This is a genomic window from Algoriphagus sp. NF, assembly GCF_028823735.1.
In the GTDB taxonomy this organism is placed as follows: Bacteria; Bacteroidota; Bacteroidia; order Cytophagales; family Cyclobacteriaceae; genus Algoriphagus; species Algoriphagus marincola.
Genome location: NZ_JAPEIB010000001.1, coordinates 208,262 through 225,652, shown reverse-complemented (window position 1 = coordinate 225,652; position 17,391 = coordinate 208,262). Strand labels below are relative to the sequence as shown.

The window sequence follows — 17,391 nt, the reverse complement described above, 5'->3', positions numbered from 1 at the left end:
ACAGACTCATTATTGCGGCTGTCTACCCATACGTGCAACATCACGAATAGTCATATAAATCAAAAGGAACTTCCTGTAATTCCTCTATTTGGGGCTCGATACCCTCCGCGCACCACTCGTAGGTATTGTTGGTAATGCGGTTAGTAAAGTCATATTCAAAAATGTAAGAGCGATCTGCATCCATAAATTTTCCCAACTCCTGAAGCGTACGTTGTACGGTAGGAGCCACTTCAATAGGGTCAATATGAATGTAATCCATGGCCGTACCTGCTAGCAATTCCTGCAATTTCACTTGCTTGCGAAGTTTTTGCTCTGCCAGAGTTTGCTTAGTGATATCGGTAAAAGTAGCTATCACATGACTTATTTTTTTTGAATGCTTGGTGAAGACCGGTTGGGAATTAACCAATAACCAAACAAAAGTTTGCTTTTCTGGATGATATACTCCCATGATGACATCCTCTACTTTCAGGCCTTGAGTTAAGGAGATCATGGCAGGGTGCTCCTCACCCGGAAAATCGCTTCCATCGGGATGGATGACTTTCCAAAGCGGGTCGACCGGTTTGGTTCCTTTTATTTGTTCCAGGCTAAGACCTAGGAGTTTCAAGGCAGCCTGATTAGCATCTATTATTTCTCCATCAGCCCTATGATAAACCACCCCTTGTGCCATGGTGTGAAACAAACGCTTGAATCTTCTTGTAGACTTTAGCAATTGTTTAATGGTATTTTGATAGGGGCTTATGTTTTCTATGATAAATCCAAAAAGTTCGGCATTTCGATTATAAATGGGGATTCTAGTGACATTCAAGATAAGCTCCTTACCACTGCCTGTTTGTATTTTTAGTTGTTCTAAAAATTCCAAAGAAGAGCTTAGAATGTGGTCAAGAACCGATTTGTATTCATGGAATTCATTGGGATCTGATTCATCCAATTCCAACCATTGTATCATAATTTCATTCAGAAATTCAATTTTCTGAATTCCTGGATTCCAAATGATAACTCCTTGGCGAAGTCGGTTCAATAGGTCGACATCTTTGAGAAAGAATTCCTCTTTGGGATGTGTCCATTCCTTAATCTTGACTAGGAAATAATCCTTTTTGAGAAGTGAGATTTCGTGAGTAAAGATTTCACCGGTAGCTATCAATTCCCTTAGAATGGAGCCATCTTGTATTTTTCCTTTAGATTGCTCTAGGCCAGGAAAGAGATCGAAATAATTTTTATCAAGATCAATTGGAGAATCTAGTTTATGATCTATGAGAGATTTGCTGAGATGTAGGACTTTTCCATGATTGTCGACAATCAGGAATTTACAGTCAATGTGATTTAAAATCTCATCAACCAAACTTGCAACTTGGAACATTTTAAAAGGGGTGATTTCGCCTCTGATCTTCTTAGACTATCGAAATTTCAATAATTTATTTATAAATTAAAACCATATCACCCAATATTATTTTGAAGTAAATACAAAATATTAGATTATATTTTATATTATTATATAATGAAAAACGAATAATGGTATTGGAATAATTAAAGTAAATATTCTTTTTTTAAAAAAAATAGCCTTCTAATACCAAATAGACTCAAGGAGATAATAAATTAAAAGGGAAGGATGATGCCTGAAAAATGGAAAAAAGGGTTGAAAGATATCCTTAGATTTTGATTATTAATGAAAAAACCTTCTCTGGATTGTTCAATTCTATTGAATAGCAGAGAAGGTTTTCATTCAGGGTAAAATGGCTTGATTTAATCTAAAGCTTTTAAAATATCTTTTTCATTTGATTATGGGGATTTAGTCCACCAACCAAAGATACTCCCCATATCCAGCTGATTCCATTTCTGATTTGGGGATGAATTTCATCGCTGCTGAATTCATGCAGTAACGCAAACCTGTTGGGGCCGGACCGTCGTAAAACACATGACCAACATGACTGTTTCCAAGTTTACTTCTGACTTCTACTCGAGTCATTCCAAGGCTTTTGTCAATTGGTTTATCAATAAGGCGAGCATCGATTGGCTTTGTAAAACTTGGCCAACCCGAGCCAGATTCATATTTATCCCTGGAACTGAAAAGTGGAGCACCGGAAACTATACAAACGTAAATTCCTTCCTCCTTATTCCCATTGTATTCATTTTGGAAAGCATATTCGGTAGCGTCTTCCATAGTTACCTCATACTGCAGTGGAGTGAGTTTTTCTTTCAACTCATCTTTTGGAGTGGCAGGATACTTCTCTGCACTTAATTCAGGCCAGTGCTTTTTGATAAAGGCATCTCTTCCACTTCCTTTTCGATAGGCGTAGTAATCCGCCGGATTCTTTTTGTAGTAATCCTGATGGTACTCCTCTGCCGGGTAGAAATTGGTGTATTTGATTATTGGGGTAGCAATTGGCTTTTCGAATCTTCCTGATTCATCCAGTAGTTTTTTAGAGTCTTCAGCTACTCTTTTTTGCTCGGCAGAGTGAAAGAAAATAGCGGACTCATACTGAGATCCCCGATCATAAAAAGAGCCCCCTACATCTGTAGGATCGAAAGTTTGCCAAAAGATATCTACTAATTCGGAATAGCTGATGACTTCGGGGTCATAGGTAATTTGGACTGATTCGCGGTGGGAAGTTTTGCCGCTACTTACTTCTCCGTAGGTAGGGTTCTTTTCCTTACCTCCTGCATACCCGGATATCACAGTGATGACTCCGTCCAGATCTTCAAATGGCGCTTCCACGCACCAAAAGCAACCACCTGCAAAGGTGGCTAACTCTGTTTTTCCTGAAAATTGGGCAAGTTTTTGGCTGTCTTCTTCTGTAAGCTCTTGAATTTCGGTAGACTCTTGTGGGCTGCTGCAAGCCATAAAGAGTCCTAAAATGAAAGTAAGCATAATGCTGTATTTGGATTTTAAGTGATACATTCTGATGGATTTATTCTGTTCGGTTCGGTTTTTGTAATTCTAAGTCTTGAACCAACTCTAAAACCAAACAATCTGGTTTCTGTTTTGATTCATTGACCTCAGATACGTAAAAAAATCCTAAAAAGGATTGTCCGACAAATTACAAAAAGAGATTCTGTACCGACTTCTTACAAAACCTTCTAGCCATGGCAAAGCTGAATTATCTATTTATCCTCGTATTTGTTTTCATAGCTCCACTTCAATTGCATGCTCAGCAAGGTTCAGGTCTAGGCTTGAAGTTTGGTACTAATTACAATACCTCCGGCAAATATTTTAAAGATGCTGGACAGGTTTGGAAAGAGCCTTTTGGAAATGTAGGCTATCATGCGGGGCTTTTTTACACCATGAACTCCTATGATATCTATTTGCGACCTGAGGCGGTATTTACTGAGACTCGATTTCAAACGGTCAATGGAGAGGCATTTACCCAACGGATAGATGTGCCTGTTTTGGTGGGGATTCGCTTATTTAAAGTGCTGACTGCTTTTGGAGGACCATCAGTACACTATACCTTAGACGACAATTTTTTACCCTCCCAATCGGCAGAATTCAATAAGCGACTTCGACTTGGGTATCAGTTTGGCTTCGGAGTAGCGATAGGTCCCGTTGGTCTGGATCTTCGCTATGAGCGGGAATTCAATGACCAGCGAATCAATTTGGATAGGATTTTGGGTGCAGACAAAAGCTTTCGTTCAGAGCAGATTGTTTTGGCACTTTCCCTACGTGTTTTTGGACCGTAATTATTGGGGAGTTTCTTCAGGGAAAAATTTTGCAAAAATTTCTCTCCAAATATCATATCCAGTCTTATTCATATGAAGTTGATCCTGAAGAAATATGTCGGACTTAGGATTCCCATCTTCGTCAAGCATAGGGGTCCAAACATCTACAAAACCTACATTTTCTTTTTTTTCGGTGTAGGACTTCATAGCTTCATTCAGCGCCAAGTATTGTTCTTTTTTGTCCCATCTCGAAGGGCTTGGTTTTGCACTGATTAGATATACCTGGCAATTTGGATCCACAACTTGAATCCGCATTACGATCTGCTCGAGGTCAGAAATGATTTCATCGATCGATGTGCCATTGTTGATGTCATTGTCTCCCTCGTATATAAATACTCGTGCGGGTCGCAATTGTAAAACCAAAGGGTATAAATGCCTCTTCAGATCCGCTGCAGTAGATCCGCCAAACCCCGTATTGATGATTGGTTTTTGAGGGAAATCTTCCTGGAGGCTGACCCACATCCGTATCGAAGAGCTTCCGGTGAAAAGTGTGCTTCCCACCTGATAACCATCGCGTTTTAGTCTGTCGGCAATTAGTTTGACTTCCTTCTCAAAAGGAACAGTCTGAGATTGGACTTCTCCAATGAAAAAGCCGATCAATAGGAAAAGGGAGACTAGGGTCGTTTTCATTTTCCAAACATAATTCAAAAAAGGCCTGATCCAAAACCGATCATCCCCTGAACGTAATCGAACAATTCGTGCACTTTTCAAGATTGTTCATTTCTATGGTTTTGACACCAAAATCAGGCTTTCTGCCCCCATTCTAGGTATTTCGGCCCAAAGAGATTGTAGTGTATCTATTTTGCATGCATTTTGGCGTTAGGTAAAAGACAGATCACCAAATCCCTTTCTTATGAATCAATTGACTAGATTTTTTTGGTTTTGCAGCGGAGCCAATTTTTCCATTTTAAAGCGAACTCCCACCGAGTCCAATAGGTATTTTGGTATTGGTGCGACTGTGTTTTTTACCGGAGTTCTGGCTGCTTTGGCCGCGGGCTATGCATTACACACGGTGTTTCAAAGTCTTTTGCCTGCGGTCTTATTCGGGATGCTATGGGGTTTGATGATTTTCAATCTAGATCGATTTATCGTGTCAAGTATGCGTAAAAAAGAGCGTGCTTGGGCAGAATGGAAGCTGGCAATTCCAAGATTGGTTTTGGCCGTTTTATTGGCCTTGGTCATTTCTAAGCCTTTGGAGTTGAAAATGTTTGAGCGGGAAATCAATCGGAAATTAGACGAAAAGAAAACTGAATTCATCGCTCAATCCAAAGCTAATTTGGCTAAAGGTTTTCCTGAAATTCAGGAATTGGAATCTAGGATAGAGACGCTAAAAGAAGAGGTTTCTAAGGCGGAGTCCTTTCGCGATCAACTACAGAAGGAATATGATGCAGAGCGATTCGGCGAAAAGACCTCAGGCACAAGTGGGATTGTAGGGCTTGGTACAAATGCCAAGAAAAAGGAACAGCAGCTGGATGCAGCGCAAATTGCTTTGAATACGTTGCGAAGCAGAAACCAAGTTCGAATTGACACACTAGAGGCCCAGATTCGGGAGTTTATGGCTTTGCGTCAGGCAGAATTTGAAAAGCAGCAACCGGGTATCGACGGCTTTGATGGACTAGCCGCACGGATGGACGGGCTCTCAGCTTTGACAAGCGAAAGTTCGGCTATGGCTTTAGCCAACATTTTCATAATGCTGCTTTTCATCGCAATCGAGACGGCGCCTATTTTTGTCAAATTAATCTCACCCCGTGGGCCTTATGACGAACTTCTAGAACTTCATGAGGAAAAGGTAAAGCTATTCAAAGGAGAAAAATGGGTTATTGCCAAAGGTGAATCCGATGCTCGGGTAGGCTATTTTCAGGATACGCACTTCTATGCGACAGATTTGAAAAAAGAAAAAACCAACCGAAAAAACAGAGCTAAAACTGATCGTGAATTGGCAAATTGGGATTGAAAAAGCAAAGAAAATCAGATAGTTGCTTTGAAATACGTGTAAATATTTTTTTCTTTACGGCATAAAATGATATCTGAGCCATGGATACTAAAATCACTTTGTCTTTTAATAAAGAGATCATAGACCGAGCCAAGGATTTTGCCGACCAAAATAATATCAGCCTTTCCAGACTGACGGAGTTTTTGTATGCGCAGATGACTTCCAAAAATTACCAATCTTTGGAGGAGCTTCCGATTGCTGATTGGGTGAATATGGTGTCTGAGGGTGAGGTAGAATACAAGCGCACGTCATCGAGTCGAAAGGCAATGAAAGATGAGTTTTTCGATAGCAAAAAATGAAGCTTTTTCTAGATGCGAATGTTTTAGTATCTGTATTAAATAAGGAATATCCGCTTTTTCCGCATTCGGCGCGAATATTAAGTTTGGCTGATCAGTTGCGCTATCAACTTTACACCACACCTATTTGCTTGGCTATTTCTTTCTATTTTGCCGAGAAAAAAAGTGGTGCTGGCCTTGCTAAACGAAAAATGGAAGTCCTTTCTTCCAAGCTTCATATAGCTTCAGTCGATTCGATAGTGGTTTCTCGAACAGTTTCTGATCCTAGTGTGGTGGATTTCGAGGATGGCTTGGAGTATTATTCGGCTTTGCAACATGAATGTCAAGCCATCATCACCGAGGACTCGGAAGGCTTTTATTTTTCGGAGATCCCCGTTTATGACTGTAAGAAATTCTTGGATGAAGTGGTATTTTAAACCTACTTCTGGTTTAAATTTTTTTTAGCGTTTCAGCTGCCACCTGATCTAACTGATCCATCGTTTTACTTACCGACTTCCACTCAGCGAATCCCACGATTTTGATGAGAAATCCTAGGAATTTTCCCGGATTGATCAGCTTTCTTGCGAGAGTAGAAATGTTTTTATCTCGGTCCTGAATCTGAAAGTCTTTATTTGGATCAATGTGATATTCTCCAGCATACTTCCAAGCACCGTCTCTGGCAATTTGAATCGAAAAATTAAGAAGCATCTCATCCCGGCCTTTTGCCAAGGGGATTAACCAACCAAAAATTGGAGAAATCTTACTGATATTAGCTTTCACATCGTCGACTAGCTCTGAAAGGATGAAATTAATTTGGTCAAAATCACTTTTGATCGCTTGAAGCTCTTTCCCTTTCATTGTTTCAGAGGCAGCAATCCCAAGGTCCAAATTGATGTGGGCATTGATCCCCAAGAGTAAATGTTGCAATACGAGATGCTTGGTGTTTTTGCTAGCCTCAAAAGCCAATCTCCAGCTTTCAGTGATTGCTTGACTTTGCACCCAGCCTTCATATGCATCGATAAATCGCTTGGCAAAAAGCACATCTAGGATCTCCATTCGAGGATTATCTTCGAATTCTCCTGCTAGAATTCCATCTCTGACCCTTCGTGTGACTTGCCTGTAAAGAATCGCAAAATATCCTATCCGGCTTTGCTTGGAACGGCATTCAGAAATGATTTGATCCAATTTTTCAAGAACCTCTTCGATTTTTGTCATTTACCTACTTGATAAAAAATCCTTCTAATAAATCACCCACATAAAAGGCAACCATTGCGGCCAACAAACCTAATGCTAGTGTTTCGAAAATACTTCTTCCAACTGCCGTCTGATTAACCCAGCTTTTCATCCAGCCTATGATCATAAAGGCAACACCGGTAAGAATGCTGGTGTATAAAAATAGATGTTTTTCGATGGGGCTAAAGAAATCAATCAAATAAACCAAAAGGGGGATAAACCCGACAAGAATGAACGAAATCAAAGTGGCTAGTCCGATTTTAAAAGGACTTTTGTTCTCTTCCATCATTTCGAGCTCATCCTTCATCATCTCGGCTACCCAAAGATCCTTGTCAGAGCAGATTTGATCCACTACTTTTTCTAATAGCTCACCTTTGAAACCTTTTGCCTCGTAGATTTCGCGGATTTCTTCCCGTTCCTTTTCAGGTATATTTTCTACCTCCCAGTATTCGATTTTTTCATGCTTTTTGAAATTCTCCCGGTCGGTTTTGGCAGAAAGATAAGCCCCTACAGACATAGAGAAACCATCAGCAAGAAGATTTGCAAAGCCAAGAATTATGATGATTCCTGTGTCTAGATTGGCTCCAAAGCCTCCTGCTACTACTGCAAAAGTGGTAACTGCTCCGTCTATACCTCCGTAGACAAACTCTCGCATGTATTCCTGAAGTTTGCCAAAGCGTTCGGATTCCTGATGTAATAATTTCTCGTTCATGATTAGGGGAGATTTTTTAAGAAAAACTGCTTCACATTCTCACCCATTACAGCACGTATTTCAGATTCGGAAAATCCTGCTTCCAGAAGTCCTTCCACGATCAGCGGCAATCCTGTAATATCAAATGGAACAGCAACCGAGCCATCGTAATCAGAACCTAAGGCCACATACTCAATTCCTACCAAATCACGCACGTGTTTGATAGAAGCGATAATGTTGGGGATCTCCGGAGTGCCGACTGCCATATCAAAAAAAGCAATCCCGATGATTCCTCCATTTTTAGCGATTTTTTGAATTTGCTCATCGCTAAGGTTTCGCTGGGAGTCCAATACACCCCTGACTCCCGTATGGGAAACAATCACAGGTTCATTACTTAAATTAAGCACATCTTCGACAATGGCAGGGGATGAATGGGCAAGATCAATGAAGATACCCAATTCATTCATTCGCTTGATGGCAGCTTTTCCAAAATCTGAGAGACCTTCTCCGCTTTCTCCATGAGCTGAACCTCCCAATTCATTGTCAAAAAAGTGCGTAGGTCCAATCATCCGGATTCCTGCTTCAAACACGGCATCAATATTTTCGAGATTACCCTCCAAGGCATGTCCGCCTTCGATTCCGAGCATGCCACCAATAGCTTTTGGATTGGATTCACGCATTTGTAGAAGTTTCTCAAAGTCAGCTTTTGTCTTAATCAGGATAGCATTTTCACCTTCTTTGGAAATAAACCCATCCAAGGCCTGCGCCTGGGAAAGGGTACGATTGATCAGACTAAACCAATTCGATGGACTTTCACCTTTTGCAATGGTAAGCGGGGTGATATTGTCAAAAGCGTCGGCACTATTTTCCTGCATGTTTTGACCAGCAGGAGATTTAGATACAATTGTAAACATCTCAAAAGCCACATTTCCTTCTCGCATTCGAGGGAAGTCTACATGACCTCGATCTCCTCGCTTGGTCAAGTCTCTTCCCCAAAGCAATGCATCACAATGAAGATCAGCAATAAAATCCAGTCGATCATAAAGCTCTTGAGCTTCTGATGAGACGACATAAGGACCAGGTATTTTTACTGGATTTCTTTGAGCCTCGATATAGGAAGGCACGGTGTTGATCCCTATGAGATAGATCAAAAATAGGGATAAAAGGAAAATCAGAATTCTCTTCATAAGCCGGGTAAATTCTGATTAAGATAGTAAAAGAATGAGTATTTAGAAATGAGGCTGCTAAGCAAAGTGTTCTTTCCAAATGGATGGAATCAGGAAATTTAGAAAAAAGAGCTTTGTTCGAGTATCTGCGAGAACCGTATTTCATGGAGAGCCTTAAAGGTCTGAAACCATGCAGGCTTATCAAGCCTCCTGTTCCAAATACTCTTCTCCAGTTAGGATAGGTTCCAGGTTTTCAAGCTCTTCCATGGTGAATATCCTGGACCGAATGATGAATCGGATTCCCATGGGAATTTCGATCGAGAAACTACTGCCTCGACCTGGAGTAATGTCTAAAGTTAATTGGGTGTGTTTCCAGTACTCAAACTGATCGGCTGACATAAAAAAGTCACATCCATAGACTTTCCCCATCCAAACATCTTGAGAACCTACCTTAAAATCTCCCTTTTCGAAGCACATGGGAGAAGAGCCATCACAGCAACCTCCGCTTTGGTGGAACATCAATTCATTGCCAAATCGCTTTCGTAAGGTATCGATGGTTTCTTTCGCCGAATCAGTGATCAAGATTCTTTTGGTTTGAGGCATGGTTTTTTGGGTTTAGGTTAAAAGCAAATAAAGGCGGGGAAAAGTTCTCCCCGCCTTTGAATCATGGAAATCGTTAATTCTAGAAGAATCCTAATTTCTGTTTGCTGTAGGAGATTAACATGTTTTTGGTCTGGCGATAATGATTGAGCATCATCGCATGATTTTCACGTCCAAATCCTGATTTTTTATACCCTCCAAACGGTGCATGCGCTGGATAGGCGTGGTAGCAATTGACCCAAACACGGCCTGCTTTGATCGCGCGAGGTACTTGATAAAGCTCATGAGCATCTCTAGACCAAAGGCCGGCACCTAGTCCGTACATGGTATCATTGGCGATTTCAATTGCCTCTTCGGTGGTTTTGAACGTAGTCACACAAGTGACCGGTCCAAATATTTCCTCTTGGAAGACACGCATCTTGTTGTGTCCCTTAAGGATAGTTGGTTGAATGTAATAGCCAGTTTCCAAACCGGAATTCAATCCTGCTTTGGCCCCTCCAGTGAGGACTGATGCTCCTTCTTGTTTCCCGATTTCGATATAAGAAAGAATCTTTTCATACTGATCGTTGGAAGCCTGAGCACCCATCATGGTGTCTTCGGCCAAAGGATGTCCCATTTTGATAGCCTTGGTCCGAGCAATAACTCGCTCCATGAATACGTCATAGATGTCTTCATGAACCAAAATTCGAGAAGGACAGGTACAAACTTCACCTTGGTTGAGCGCAAACATCACAGCACCTTCCACACACTTGTCAAAGAAATCATCATCGGCATCGGCGATTGACTTCATGAAGATATTTGGAGATTTTCCTCCCAGTTCCATGGTGACTGGAATCAAGTTTTCAGAAGCATATTGCATAATCAGTCTACCCGTGGTGGTCTCTCCGGTGAAGGCTACTTTAGCTACTCTTGGAGAGGTCGCTAATGGCTTTCCAGCTTCCGGTCCAAATCCCGAAACTACGTTTAGTACGCCTGCAGGTAAAATGTCTCCTATCAATTCCATCAATACCATGATGCTTGTTGGGGTTTGCTCAGCTGGCTTTACCACAGTGCAGCAGCCTGCAGCTAGTGCCGGTGCGATTTTCCAAGTAGCCATCAGAAGCGGGAAGTTCCAAGGAATGATTTGTCCCACTACGCCAAGTGGCTCATGAAGGGCGATGCTTACAGTATGTTCATCATGTTCTGAGATAGTGCTTTCATCAGCACGGATGACACCGGCAAAATATCTGAAGTGATCCACACAAAGTGGAAGATCGGCAGCTCTTGTTTCCCGTAGTGCCTTACCATTGTCCATGGTTTCGATTCTTGCCAGCATTTCGAGATTTTCCTCGATGACGTCAGCGATCTTGTTCAGGATTCTTGATCGCTCAGTAGGAGAGGTTTTGGACCAAGAGGGAAATGCTGCGTGCGCTGCATCGAGAGCCATGTCTATATCCTGCTTATTTCCTCGGGCTGCTTTTGCAATTGGCTTTCCATCTATAGGAGAAATATTGTCGAAATAATCTCCTGAGCTCGGGGCTACCCACTTGCCTCCTATGAAGTGGTCGTATTTTTCTTTTAGTTGAGGTCTTTCTACAGGTTGAGCCTGTGATAATGTCAGATTTTCCATTTGTTAAAAGGTTATTTTTGGTTTATTCTCAAAATTCTTATTTATTCAAAATAAAAAATTGCACAGAATGATCACATCATGCACTTATATTGATATTTTGAAATAAAAAAGAAATTTCATTTGTCATTATAAGTTAATATTTTTTTTTAATTTATTGATTATTAGAAAATTACCGAATGTCCCAAAATAACTTCATTGCCGGTGTCCCTTGGAGAAATCCAAGAGATCTAAAGACTCTGGTTGAAAATCGAACTACCTATACACTCGACAGTTGCGAGCTAAATATTTTTGAAACGCATCAGGAAGCTTCCGATGTCAATCTTGTTTTTGGGGATTTGGTCTTGACTACCATGCTGAAAGGCAAGAAGGTTATGCATTTATTTGACCGGCCTGGATTTGATTATTTGCCAGGGGAGTCTGTGATAGTTCCTCCTAATGAAGTGATGAAGATTGATTTTCCTGAAGCACAATGGGATAATCCTACCCAGTGTATTGCTTTATCAATTTCCAAGGAGATGATAGAAAACACCTTCAATATGCTGAATGAGCGCTTGCCGGATAAGGTGTTGTCTCAAGAATGGGGCTTGGACCTGAGTTATTTCCATTTGATTAATACACAAGATCTCTCTGAAATAATCAATCGTTTCATCAAAATTGGAGTAAAAGAGCGATCGAAAGAAAAGGATTTAATCGCCTCCCTTGCACTCAAAGAGCTTTTGATTCGATTAAATCAAACGCAAGCCCGTGAAATGCTTCAAAAGACTTACAAGGAGCTTTCATCTGGAAACAGGCTAGCACATGTCGTGGATTTTATCAAAAAAAATATTAGAGAGAATCTCACGCTGGAGCAGTTGGCTTCCCAAGCCTGTATGAGTAAAGCACACTTTGTACGAACCTTTAAGCAAGAACTTGGACAGACCCCCGTGGAATTCATTCTTTCTGAAAGGCTCAAGCTAGCACGATACTATTTGCAGATTGGAGGATTTCAGGTGAAAGAAGTAGCTGTCATGTCTGGATTCAATTCTATCGGGTATTTCATTCGAGCATTTAAGCAAGAATACGGTACCACTCCGAAATCTTTTCAAAAACAGTGATTATATTTTCTCCTGTATTTGGTTATTTGTCAGCAATTTTTGTATGTTTAAGAAATTTTGGTGATTCAAAATTTAATCTTATTGCCCAATCGCCGAAGTTTATTTGGTTTTACTTAATCAACAATAGACCCATGAAAGAAGCCTGTTTTTAGAAACAGGCTTTCTTTTTTGCTGGATATTGTATTTTATTTTGTTTGATTTATAAATACTGGTTTAAAATTCTACTCATTTTTTAAAATATTTTGTAGAAATAATAAATATAGGTTTATAAATACATCATGAATATTATTTTAATTTCTGAAGCTATTAATTCCCAAAACCAAAAAAACCTCTCCGAAAGCTCAGAGAGGTTTTATCATCAATTAACCCTTTAATCCAAAAAATCTTAGTCTTTTGGCAGATCTTTCTTAGCTAAATAAAAATCTACCATTTCATAGTCACTCGCTTCTCGCTCTTGCATTTCAGCTACAGTCTTTGGTGGAGGGACGATTGCTTTTTCTCCAGGGGTCCAGTTCAATGGAAGCGCAACTTTATGCTTGTCGGCCGTTTGCAATGCAATCAATGCTCTTTTGATCTCATCCATATTTCTTCCCACATTGAGTGGATAGTACATGATCAACCTGATCTTTCCGGCAGGATCGATAAAGAAGACTGCACGAACTGCCGCAGTCTCGCTCTCACCAGGCTGAAGCATACCGTATAGCTTCGAAACACTCATGTCGATATCTGCGATGATCGGAAACTCGAAAAGGACGCCGGTATTCTTTTTTACATTATTCACCCACGCAATGTGGGCGTGGATGGAATCAATACTCAATCCCACCAATTTGGTCTGATGCTCATCAAAGAATTTTTGGTCCAATGCAAATCCACTCATTTCAGTAGTACAAACCGGCGTAAAATCCGCTGGGTGAGAGAATAGAATGGTCCAGCTGTCTTTGATATATTCGGAAAACTTCATTTTTCCGGTAGTGGTCATCGCTTCAAAATCAGGAGCTAAATCTCCTATTCTCGGCATAGTTGGAATTTGATTTTCTGTATCCATTATTAAATCGTTTTTGTTATTTGATAGAACAAATCTAACTCACTCCTTCCGCTCAGGACGTGACCTTGGTCACCTCAAGCCGCCTGATTTATTTTTTTTCTGATTGTCTTTTTCTATGTGCCATGCGGGATTTTCGATTTCATTAGCGTAGATGTAGCTCACTATTTTTTGTAGGTCTTCATTGGACACTGCGGGTTTTGGCATCAATCCAAAACGCTTGATTGGTCCTTTCATCAATGCCTTCTCCTCAGTTGGATTTTGGATGAATTCTATCATTGCTTTTTCAAAAGCAGCTTTTTCTGGATATGCTTCTAAGTAATGTTTTTTCATTCCCCAAAGTGGAGGAGCTATTATTTCATCATGAGACTTTGACTTGGGATTATGGCAGGCATAACAGTGTTTTTGAAGTAAAACCAAGCCATCATCCGATATTAACTCTTCTCGAATGTCAATAGGAGAGCTGCGGAACTCTAAATAATTGGCCGGTACTTCTGGGGTATTGACCAGTAATTGTAGAAGAAATAGTATAGAGATCATAAATTAGTTGGGTTGACAAGTGGTGTTGCTAGAGTTTACAATGCGATCAAATTCTTCTATGGTGATATAGCTGGGGTTGTAGGTTACTCCTAGAGTAGTGGCTTGATTATAGAAGGCCCGCATGTGATTTTCTGAACCGCATTTGAGCTTTTCGTAAAGTTGAATCAACTCTGGCTTTTGAGTAGATGCAATAGCAAGTTGCAGGTCCAAAATATCCATATCCTCAATCAAAAGTCCGACTTTAGTAGCCTCCTCCAGTGAAATATCAACTTTGGATGTAAGCTCAGAATAAAGATTTTGAAGTGAGGTGTTGGTGAACTCTCCAAGTGAGATGCTTCCATCCAAAGGGTCTGACAGCTGATAAGCTCCCATTACTTGGAGGACGGAATTGATATGCTGGGTCTCGCTTCTGGATATATTTTGGAAAATCGAAACTCCATACTTTTCAAATGCATAAGTATATACATCGTGGGCCAGTTTTTCTTCCTCCCGAGTAAAGAGAAGATCAGATAATTCGGCTTCAGAAAGACTTGTTTTAACGGCAGGATTTATTTCTTCTTGGCATCCTACAATTGGCAGGATCAAAAAACCAAGGGCGTAGAGTAGCTTTTTCATTTCCTCTTTTTTTTAAGGTGAATGAAAATTCGCTATATCCTCAGCTAAAATCAGTGATATTTCTCACCTAGACTGCTTCAATAGCTGCTCTCATCCAGCTTCACTTTCCCCCGATAAGTCCAATAAATAATAATAGTGTAGGAGGCGACAAAAGGAAGCCCAAAAGCTGCCAAAATAGCCATGGTCTTGAGTGTGTACCCCGAGGATGCAGCATTGTAAATGTCCAGATTGAATGCAGGGTCTAGATTGGACACCATTAGATTAGGGAAAATTCCAAGAGCAAAAAGCATCACGATCGCTGCAATCATGCTACCAGAAGAAATAAAGGCCCATCCCTCACGACCTTTGGCCATCATCCGTGGGATATTCATGATGGCAAGAATATTCAAAAGTACAATGGTCCAAGCAAAAACAGAGATTAAGGTCTGATGATTTTCTACCAACTCATGTTTGTTGCCCGGAAGCTCTATTTGTCCAAAAGAAAAATTGGCGATCATCTCCGGCTTGAGGTAAAGTGTAAAACCTGAAAAAACCAGGTAAAACACCACAAAAATCCAATAGTTGACTTTGATCCAGCCTTGGATTTGCTTCTGCAAATCTCCTTCGGTTTTCATATTTAGGTAGATGCCTCCGTGCAGTGCAAACATAGAAAGGGAGAAAAAACCTGCCATCAGGGAGTAGGGATTGAGTAGGTCAAAGAAATTACCCTGATACTCCATATCACTTCCAATCGGAAAGCCAATCACCACATTGCCGATGGCTATTCCGAAAAGTAAAGCTGCTACAATAGATCCAAGGCTGAATCCCCAATCCCAGAAATTTCGCCAACGGGGATTTTCTTCTTTAGATCGAAACTCAATGGAAACAGCTCTGAAGATCAAGGCTATCAAGAGTAACATAAACGGAAGATAGAAACCCGAAAAAGCGGTAGCATATACATTTGGGAAGGCAGCAAACAAAGCCCCTCCTGCAGTGATCAGCCAAACTTCATTTCCATCCCAAACTGGACCGATGGCATTCATCATAATTCGACGGTTGTAGTCTCCTTTGCTTCGCAAGTGAAGAATCCCAACGCCCAGATCGAATCCATCCAAAATCGCATAACCGATTAACAGTACGCCAACAAGTATGTACCAAACAATATTGTAATCCATGATCAATGAGGTTTTAGAGCGTCCATTCGTTCTGATTTCTTTTTGTAGCCAGCTTCTACTGTTGCCACGTGGTCTGGGCCATGCTTGATCTCCCTGTCTAAGACGTAGAGCCAAACAAAGAATAAGAGAATGTAAACTAGGACGAAAAGAATTAATGATATCATGACTTCCGGTGCGGAAATAGATTTGGAAACTCCTTCACTTGTCCTCAGCAGCCCTTGCACAATCCACGGTTGGCGACCACGTTCAGCTGAGACCCAACCCAACTGATTGGCCATTACCGGGAGTGCTACGGCAGGAATGTAAAGTTTGATCAACCAGGACCAACTAGGCGTAAAGAGCTTCTTCTTCCAAAGCAGGAACAAACTCAGTAAGGTCCCAGCGATAAATAGCATCCCTAATGCTACCATTAAGTGGTAACTCTGGAAAACTCCGTTTACTGCAGGCCAGTCTTCTTCGGGAAATTCTTCCAAGCCTTTGACTTCCCCCTCAAAATCTCCATGAACCAAGAAACTTAGCATTCCGGGAATAGCAATTCCTGAGGTCTCACGAGTTTCGGGATCAGTCCAGCCTATCAGATAAAGCGGAGCATTTGATTGGGTTTCGTAAAGTCCTTCAAAGGCGGCGAGTTTCGCAGGTTGCCATTCATTGACGATTTTGGCGTGTTCGTGGCCAACAAATGGCTGTGCCAAAGAGGCAATGGCTGCAAGCCCCAGTGCAATAGCGAAGGACTTTTTGGCAAATTCAACGTATTTATTTTTGATCAGGTAGTAAGCGGAGACACTCAAAACCAAAAAGGCTCCCTGAATCCAAGCTCCCAAGATCACATGCGTAAAACGTACCATGGCAGAAGGATTGAAGACCATTTCCCAGAAATCCGTGATCACTGCTCGCCGAATTCCATAATCCACGACGATTTCATAAGCTACAGGTGTTTGTTGCCAGCTATTGGCAACTACGATCCAGAAGCCGGATAACATACTACCTAGAGCCACCATGATAGTAGCAAAGAGGTGCATTCCCGGCTTTACCCGGTTCCAACCAAAAAGTAGAATAGCCAAGAAGCCTGACTCTAGGAAAAAGGCAAAAATCCCCTCGGCAGCCAATGGCGAACCGAAAATATCCCCGACAAATCTAGAATAGGTAGACCAATTGGTGCCAAACTCAAATTCCATCACGATTCCGGATGCTACCCCTACCGAAAAATTAGCTGCAAAAATCTTGATCCAAAATCGCGTGATTTTTTCATAGATCTTCTTTTTGGTGATTAAGTAAAGCGATTCATATATCACCAATAGCAGTCCCAGACCAATACTGAAAGGTGGGAAGATATAATGGAACATGATGGTGAAAGCAAACTGTATCCGCGAAAGCGTCTCTACATCCCAGGTCATGATACTTGTTTTTTAGATTTCTTATAAATGAGAAAAGTCGTCACTATAAATACGACTCCGACAATGATTTTTAAAAGTTTACCTCCATCAAAGCCTGCAATTTCACCTTCGAATAGAGGTATTTTTGAAATGATTCGGAAAAGTAACATAAGTCCTAGACCGAGGATAAAAAGTTGCTGAGCTTTGGATTTAATCATTTTCCAATTCGTTTTGAAGAAAACTTTCTCAAAAGTACCTTTCGTAAAATACAAAAAGGTGATTGATGTCACCT

At 40.9% G+C, this 17,391-nt stretch carries 19 protein-coding genes; 5 read left to right on the top strand and 14 right to left on the bottom strand.

The window, feature by feature from the left end:
• Positions 1-40: 40 nt before the first annotated feature.
• Positions 41-1,357, bottom strand: a complete 1,317-nt coding sequence (locus OU792_RS00945; RefSeq protein ID WP_274669222.1) for a PAS domain-containing protein — start codon at positions 1,355-1,357, stop codon at positions 41-43.
• A 429-nt stretch (positions 1,358-1,786) separates the two neighbouring features.
• Complete coding sequence (gene msrA, locus OU792_RS00940) at positions 1,787-2,896, bottom strand: peptide-methionine (S)-S-oxide reductase MsrA (protein WP_035482929.1); 1,110 nt, start codon at positions 2,894-2,896, stop codon at positions 1,787-1,789.
• Positions 2,897-3,081: 185 nt separating this feature from the next.
• Between msrA and OU792_RS00935 the strand changes: the two genes are divergently transcribed.
• Positions 3,082-3,675, top strand: coding sequence for a hypothetical protein (locus OU792_RS00935; RefSeq protein ID WP_134200749.1), 594 nt, complete (start codon positions 3,082-3,084; stop codon positions 3,673-3,675).
• On the opposite strand, the gene OU792_RS00930 is transcribed toward OU792_RS00935, so the two are convergent.
• Positions 3,676-4,344 (bottom strand): GDSL-type esterase/lipase family protein, encoded by a 669-nt coding sequence (locus tag OU792_RS00930; RefSeq protein WP_134200751.1) that lies wholly within the window; start codon positions 4,342-4,344, stop codon positions 3,676-3,678.
• A gap of 223 nt (positions 4,345-4,567) precedes the next feature.
• Between OU792_RS00930 and OU792_RS00925 the strand changes: the two genes are divergently transcribed.
• The 3 genes from OU792_RS00925 to OU792_RS00915 all read left to right on the top strand — a co-directional run bounded on the left by OU792_RS00925 (position 4,568) and on the right by OU792_RS00915 (position 6,419).
• Entirely contained in the window at positions 4,568-5,668 is a 1,101-nt protein-coding gene (locus OU792_RS00925; protein WP_274669221.1) for a DUF4407 domain-containing protein, read from the top strand.
• A gap of 80 nt (positions 5,669-5,748) precedes the next feature.
• On the top strand, positions 5,749-6,006 hold the full coding sequence (locus tag OU792_RS00920; protein ID WP_134200754.1) for a DUF6364 family protein: 258 nt from the start codon (positions 5,749-5,751) through the stop codon (positions 6,004-6,006).
• Positions 6,003-6,419: a type II toxin-antitoxin system VapC family toxin gene (locus OU792_RS00915; RefSeq protein WP_134200756.1), complete on the top strand. Its 417-nt coding sequence runs from the start codon at positions 6,003-6,005 to the stop codon at positions 6,417-6,419. The genes OU792_RS00920 and OU792_RS00915 overlap by 4 nt, the downstream gene beginning before the upstream one ends.
• A gap of 13 nt (positions 6,420-6,432) precedes the next feature.
• On the opposite strand, the gene OU792_RS00910 is transcribed toward OU792_RS00915, so the two are convergent.
• From OU792_RS00910 to OU792_RS00890, 5 genes are all read right to left on the bottom strand, one after another.
• Positions 6,433-7,197, bottom strand: a complete 765-nt coding sequence (locus OU792_RS00910) for a DUF5995 family protein (RefSeq protein ID WP_026944942.1) — start codon at positions 7,195-7,197, stop codon at positions 6,433-6,435.
• Positions 7,198-7,201: 4 nt separating this feature from the next.
• Positions 7,202-7,927, bottom strand: a complete 726-nt coding sequence (locus tag OU792_RS00905) for a VIT1/CCC1 transporter family protein (RefSeq protein WP_134200758.1) — start codon at positions 7,925-7,927, stop codon at positions 7,202-7,204.
• A 2-nt stretch (positions 7,928-7,929) separates the two neighbouring features.
• The gene (locus OU792_RS00900; RefSeq protein ID WP_134200760.1) at positions 7,930-9,093 is read right to left on the bottom strand and encodes a dipeptidase; all 1,164 of its coding nucleotides are present in this window, start codon (positions 9,091-9,093) and stop codon (positions 7,930-7,932) included.
• Between the two features lie 180 nt (positions 9,094-9,273).
• Positions 9,274-9,675, bottom strand: a complete 402-nt coding sequence (locus OU792_RS00895) for a DUF779 domain-containing protein (RefSeq protein WP_026944945.1) — start codon at positions 9,673-9,675, stop codon at positions 9,274-9,276.
• A 79-nt stretch (positions 9,676-9,754) separates the two neighbouring features.
• Complete coding sequence (locus OU792_RS00890) at positions 9,755-11,281, bottom strand: aldehyde dehydrogenase family protein (protein WP_274669220.1); 1,527 nt, start codon at positions 11,279-11,281, stop codon at positions 9,755-9,757.
• A gap of 176 nt (positions 11,282-11,457) precedes the next feature.
• Between OU792_RS00890 and OU792_RS00885 the strand changes: the two genes are divergently transcribed.
• Complete coding sequence (locus OU792_RS00885) at positions 11,458-12,375, top strand: AraC family transcriptional regulator (RefSeq protein WP_133391756.1); 918 nt, start codon at positions 11,458-11,460, stop codon at positions 12,373-12,375.
• A 385-nt stretch (positions 12,376-12,760) separates the two neighbouring features.
• On the opposite strand, the gene OU792_RS00880 is transcribed toward OU792_RS00885, so the two are convergent.
• From OU792_RS00880 to OU792_RS00855, 6 genes are all read right to left on the bottom strand, one after another.
• The gene (locus OU792_RS00880; RefSeq protein WP_100627539.1) at positions 12,761-13,420 is read right to left on the bottom strand and encodes a peroxiredoxin; all 660 of its coding nucleotides are present in this window, start codon (positions 13,418-13,420) and stop codon (positions 12,761-12,763) included.
• A gap of 69 nt (positions 13,421-13,489) precedes the next feature.
• Positions 13,490-13,957 (bottom strand): c-type cytochrome, encoded by a 468-nt coding sequence (locus tag OU792_RS00875; protein ID WP_274669219.1) that lies wholly within the window; start codon positions 13,955-13,957, stop codon positions 13,490-13,492.
• 3 nt (positions 13,958-13,960) lie between these two features.
• On the bottom strand, positions 13,961-14,572 hold the full coding sequence (locus OU792_RS00870; protein ID WP_035482931.1) for a DUF2202 domain-containing protein: 612 nt from the start codon (positions 14,570-14,572) through the stop codon (positions 13,961-13,963).
• Positions 14,573-14,649: 77 nt separating this feature from the next.
• A complete protein-coding gene (cydB, locus tag OU792_RS00865; RefSeq protein WP_026944950.1) occupies positions 14,650-15,726 on the bottom strand; it encodes a cytochrome d ubiquinol oxidase subunit II in 1,077 nt (358 codons plus the stop codon).
• A gap of 2 nt (positions 15,727-15,728) precedes the next feature.
• Positions 15,729-17,120: a cytochrome ubiquinol oxidase subunit I gene (locus OU792_RS00860; RefSeq protein ID WP_274669218.1), complete on the bottom strand. Its 1,392-nt coding sequence runs from the start codon at positions 17,118-17,120 to the stop codon at positions 15,729-15,731.
• Positions 17,117-17,317 carry a hypothetical protein gene (locus tag OU792_RS00855; RefSeq protein WP_274669217.1) on the bottom strand — a complete coding sequence of 67 codons (201 nt, stop codon included), beginning with the start codon at positions 17,315-17,317 and terminating at the stop codon, positions 17,117-17,119. Before OU792_RS00855 ends, OU792_RS00860 begins: the two co-directional genes overlap by 4 nt.
• Between the last annotated feature and the right edge of the window lie 74 nt (positions 17,318-17,391).